This window comes from Micromonospora sp. WMMD736, assembly GCF_049179015.1.
GTDB lineage: Bacteria > Actinomycetota > Actinomycetes > Mycobacteriales > Micromonosporaceae > Micromonospora.
In genome coordinates this window covers 1-4,178 of sequence record NZ_JBMHMI010000018.1, presented here as the reverse complement: position 1 = coordinate 4,178, position 4,178 = coordinate 1, and the positions used below count along the sequence as shown (strand labels likewise).

The following is a 4,178-nucleotide window of genomic DNA, read 5'->3' as shown; positions in this document are numbered from 1 at the left end:
TAGCGGCACAAACTACGCCCGTTACCCGCCTGGTTATCTCCATTTCTGCGCTCCTTGCTCGGGTTGACCCCGACCTACTCCCATTTCACCTCGTCGGGACGCTTGTCGCTACGCAATCCGCGCCAGCTCGGTTGCCGCAGTCGGTCGTCGCTGGTGCGTTCGCTGTAGCGGACCTCCCCGACAAGTTCGGGCCGCACGTACGTCACCCCCTTGGCGTCCTGGGTGGGAAGTCTCGCGGCGAAAGGTGATTCGTCGGTCTCCAGTGGCTGCAGCAAACCCTTGAGCTCGGTGAGCTCCCGCTCGGTGAACCCGGTGCCGACCCGGCCGACGAACTGCAGCCCGTCATCGCTTGGGATGCCGAGCATCAGCGCGCCGATACCGCTGGTTCGCCCCCCGGTGCCGACCCGCCACCCGCCGATCACCGCCTCCTGGGTGGTCCAGAACTTGTCCTTGATCCACGACGACGACCGCCGGCCCGATTGATAGGTGGAGTCCCACTTCTTCGCGATGACCCCTTCCCATCGGCGCTCGCGGGCCAACTCCAGTGCTTCGGGACCGTCGCCGGGCAACAACGCGGGCACGATGAGTCCGCCGCCGACGGCCAGCGTCTCCAACAACTTGCGCCGATCACGATACTTCGCGCGCAGCAGCCAGCGGCTGTTCAGCCGCAGAATGTCGAAGGCCCAGAACTCGATTCGCGTCGAGCGGGCCCGGTTCTGCAGCTCGCCGAAACTGGGCACACCCGACTCGTCGAGCGCCACCACCTCACCGTCGAGCAGCACCTGATGGTCGGCAAGATCAGCGGCCAGCACCTGCAGCTGCGGGTATTCCCCGGTGACGTCGCGGCCGGTGCGGGACCGCAACTGCAGGGCGCCGTGATCGAGGTCGACCAACAGCCGGTAGCCGTCCCACTTGCCCTCGAACGCCCACTGGCCGGCCGTCAGCTTGTTCACCGATCCTTCGATCGACAGCATCGGCGCGACGTCCTGCGGGGTGGGCTGGTGCTGGACTTTCATCCGGTGTGCCAACCAGTTCTTGCCGTCGGTCTGGATCAGCGCGTACCGGCCGGACACCTTCTCGCCGTGCAGGGTGACGATCACCTCGCCGCCCTTGGCCCCCTCGTCCATGCGGCCGTCGCGGAACTTCTCGGTGTCGTAGGTGCCCGAATCCCAGACGATCACCTCGCCGCCGCCGTACTCCCCCTTCGGGATCGTGCCCTCGAAGCTGGCGTACTCCAGCGGGTGATCCTCGGTGTGCACCGCGAGGTGGTTGACCGACGGCCGGTCCGGGAGGTTCTTCGGGATCGCCCACGACACCAGCACACCGTCGCGTTCCAGCCGGAAGTCGTAGTGCAGTCGGCGTGCGTGGTGTTCCTGGATGACGAACGTATTGTCCTGGCCGGTAGCGGGTTTGGCGTCCGGTACCGGTTCGGGAGTCTTGCCGGCATCGCGCATGCTGCGGTAGGTGGTGAGTTTGTCGTCGAGCGGGACGGCCGCATCGAGATCGGCCAGCAGGTCGCCGTCGGCGGCTATCCGGTCCAGCACCTCGGTGAACTGCAGGTGCCGCAGCTTTGTATCGTCGAGTTCGTCCCAGCTGCGCGGGGCGGCGACGGTCGGGTGGTCGCGGCCCCGCAGCGAATAAGGGGCGATGGTGGTCTTGGAGCCGCTGTTCTGACTCCAGTCCAGAAACACCTTGCCGGTGCGCACGCTCTTGGTCATCGTTGCGGTGACCAGCTTTCCCATACTCTGCTCGAGCTGCTGCGCCACGCGTTTGGCCAGTACCGAGGCACCCTGCGAGCTGATCGGCTCGGCCAGCGGGACGTAGAGGTGCAGTCCCTTGCTGCCGCTGGTGAGTGGATAGGTGCGCAGGCCGATGTCGGCGATCAGATCGCGTACCGCCCGGGCGACCTCGCTGAGCTGGCGCATGGTGACGCCGTCGCCGGGGTCGAGGTCGAACACGATGCGGGTGGCGGGGCCAGGCTTCCCGGCTACGAATCGCCACTGCGGAACGTGCACCTCCAGCGCGGCCTGCTGCCCGATCCAGGCCAGCCCTTCGCGGGTGTCGATGATCGGATAGGTCGTGGTCCCCGATCTGTGCGTGATCGTGCCCCGGGCCAGCCAATCCGGTGCGGAGGACGCCAGTTGCTTCTCGAAGAACGATGCCTGTTCGACACCGTTGGGCCAGCGCTTACGGGTGACCGGACGGCCGGCGATGTGGGGCACCATGACGTCGGCGATCGTGACGTAGTAGTCGAACACTTCTGCCTTTGTGGTTCCGGCCGCGGGGTACAGCACCTTGTCCGGATTGGTCAGCCGCACCCGGCCGCATCGATCCGCCGCTTCATTCACCACGTCAACGTATTACCCACTGCTAGGTTGGACTAGTGATGAGGACCGTCATCGCGTGCCTGGTCGCGGTGGGTCTGCTGGTTGCCGCACCGCAGGCCGCAGCCGATCCCGACGATCTGGTGCCATTCTGCGGCGCCGGCGAGACCCAGGCGGACGACGGTTGTCGGCCGCCACCCCAGCAGCGCGATGTGGTCGAAAGCTGGCCCGGCGCCAACCCCGACCTACCCGTCGGCACCAACCCCGGAAGCCAACCAGTGGTGGGCTGAACCACCGGCACGTCGCGAACCCGCCAGCATGTGACTTGGCGGGGTGGTCGTGTGAGATCACCACCATCGCCGCGCTTCGCCCAGCTGACCTTCGAGAGTTGGCTTGTGTGCGAGATTTCGCGGAAAAGTAGCACACAAGCCAACTCTCGGCGCAGATCACTGGCCCTAGCCGATGCGCTCCCCGGTCTGCGGGTGGAACAGGTGTACGACGCCATGGGGGTGTTTGCGGAGCCGCACTGTTTGGGCGAGTTTGGGCGCGGTCCGTGGGTCGGAGCGGGCCACCAGCTGCACTCCCGCCCCGGCATGGGTGTACACGAACGCCTCGCTACCGAGATCCTCCACCAGGTCGACGACGACTTCGAGACCTTCGGTGTCGGACAGCTCCAACTGCTCGGGCCGCACCCCGATGGTGACCTCCTTCAGATCAGCATCGGCCAGCAGGGCGAGTTGGTCACGTTCCAGCTGCAGGGTCTGGTTTTCGCCGACCCGCACGCCGTCGGCGGCCACCGGGACGGTCATCAGGTTCATCGCCGGTGAGCCGATGAACCCGGCGACAAAGGAGTTGGCGGGTTTGTCGTAGAGCTCGTTGGGTGAGGCGAACTGTTGCAGTTTGCCGTTGCGCAGCACCGCGACCCGATCACCCATCGTCATGGCCTCGACCTGGTCGTGGGTGACGTAGACGGTGGTGGTGCCCAGCCGGCGCTGCAGTGCGGCGATCTGGGTGCGGGTCTGCACCCGCAGCTTGGCATCCAGGTTGGACAGCGGCTCGTCCATGCAGAACACCTGCGGTTCCCGCACGATCGCCCGGCCCATCGCCACCCGTTGGCGCTGACCACCGGACAGCTTGGCCGGTTTGCGGTCCAGAAAGTCGGTCAGGTCGAGCAGTTTGGCGGCCTCCTCGACCTTCTTGCGCCGTTCGGCGGATCCGACGCCGCGCAGTTTGAGCGCAAAGCCCATGTTCTCGGCGACGGTCTTGTTCGGGTACAGCGCGTAGTTCTGGAACACCATCGCGATGTCGCGGTCCTTCGACGGCACCCCGACCATGTCGCGCCCGCCGATCTCGATGTTGCCCTCGTCGATGTCTTCGAGGCCGGCCAGCATGCGCAGCGCGGTGCTCTTGCCGGAACCGGACGGGCCGACCAGCACCACGAACTCGCCGTCGGCGATGTCGAGGTTCAGCGAGTCGACCGCGAGTTTGTCGGAGCCCTCGTAGATGCACGAGGCGTTGCGGTAGGTGATTGTCGCCATTTGCTTTCTCCTATTTGATGGCACCGAAGGACAGGCCGCGGACCAGTTTGTTCTGGGCCAGCCAGCCGGCGAGGATGACAGGGAGCGCGGCCATGGTGGCGGCCGCGCACAGCTTGGCCCAGTACAGGCCCTGGCCGGCGATGAACCCGACCATGTAGACCGGCATCGTCTGGGCCTGCACCGCGGTCAGGCTGACCGCGAAGAAGAACTCGTTCCACGCGAATATCACGCAGATCAGCGCGGTGGCCGCGATGCCGGGCGAGACCAGCGGCAGGATCACCTCACGCACCGAACGCCAGGTGCTCGCGCCATCGAG

4 protein-coding genes are annotated in these 4,178 nt (G+C 66.2%); 1 reads left to right on the top strand and 3 read right to left on the bottom strand.

Features of this window, described 5'->3' with window-relative positions; all coding sequences use genetic code 11:
- Positions 1-74: 74 nt before the first annotated feature.
- Positions 75-2,348 carry an ATP-dependent DNA ligase gene (locus ACN269_RS32715; RefSeq protein WP_421476894.1) on the bottom strand — a complete coding sequence of 758 codons (2,274 nt, stop codon included), beginning with the start codon at positions 2,346-2,348 and terminating at the stop codon, positions 75-77.
- A 38-nt stretch (positions 2,349-2,386) separates the two neighbouring features.
- Between ACN269_RS32715 and ACN269_RS32710 the strand changes: the two genes are divergently transcribed.
- On the top strand, positions 2,387-2,614 hold the full coding sequence (locus tag ACN269_RS32710) for a hypothetical protein (protein WP_421476893.1): 228 nt from the start codon (positions 2,387-2,389) through the stop codon (positions 2,612-2,614).
- Positions 2,615-2,779: 165 nt separating this feature from the next.
- Here the strand turns inward: ACN269_RS32710 and ACN269_RS32705 are convergent, their stop codons facing one another.
- Together ACN269_RS32705 and ACN269_RS32700 are read right to left on the bottom strand one after the other, a co-directional pair.
- Positions 2,780-3,862, bottom strand: coding sequence for an ABC transporter ATP-binding protein (locus tag ACN269_RS32705; protein WP_421476891.1), 1,083 nt, complete (start codon positions 3,860-3,862; stop codon positions 2,780-2,782).
- A gap of 10 nt (positions 3,863-3,872) precedes the next feature.
- Positions 3,873-4,178, bottom strand: a 306-nt coding sequence (locus tag ACN269_RS32700) for an ABC transporter permease subunit (RefSeq protein WP_421476889.1), incomplete at its 5' end; no start/stop codon positions are given.

Coding starts and splice junctions, on each gene's coding strand:
- ACN269_RS32710 (WP_421476893.1), top strand. CDS start 2,387: ATGAGGACCGTCATCGCGTGCCTGGTCGCGGTGGGTCTGCTGGTTGCC.
- ACN269_RS32705 (WP_421476891.1), bottom strand. CDS start 3,862: ATGGCGACAATCACCTACCGCAACGCCTCGTGCATCTACGAGGGCTCC.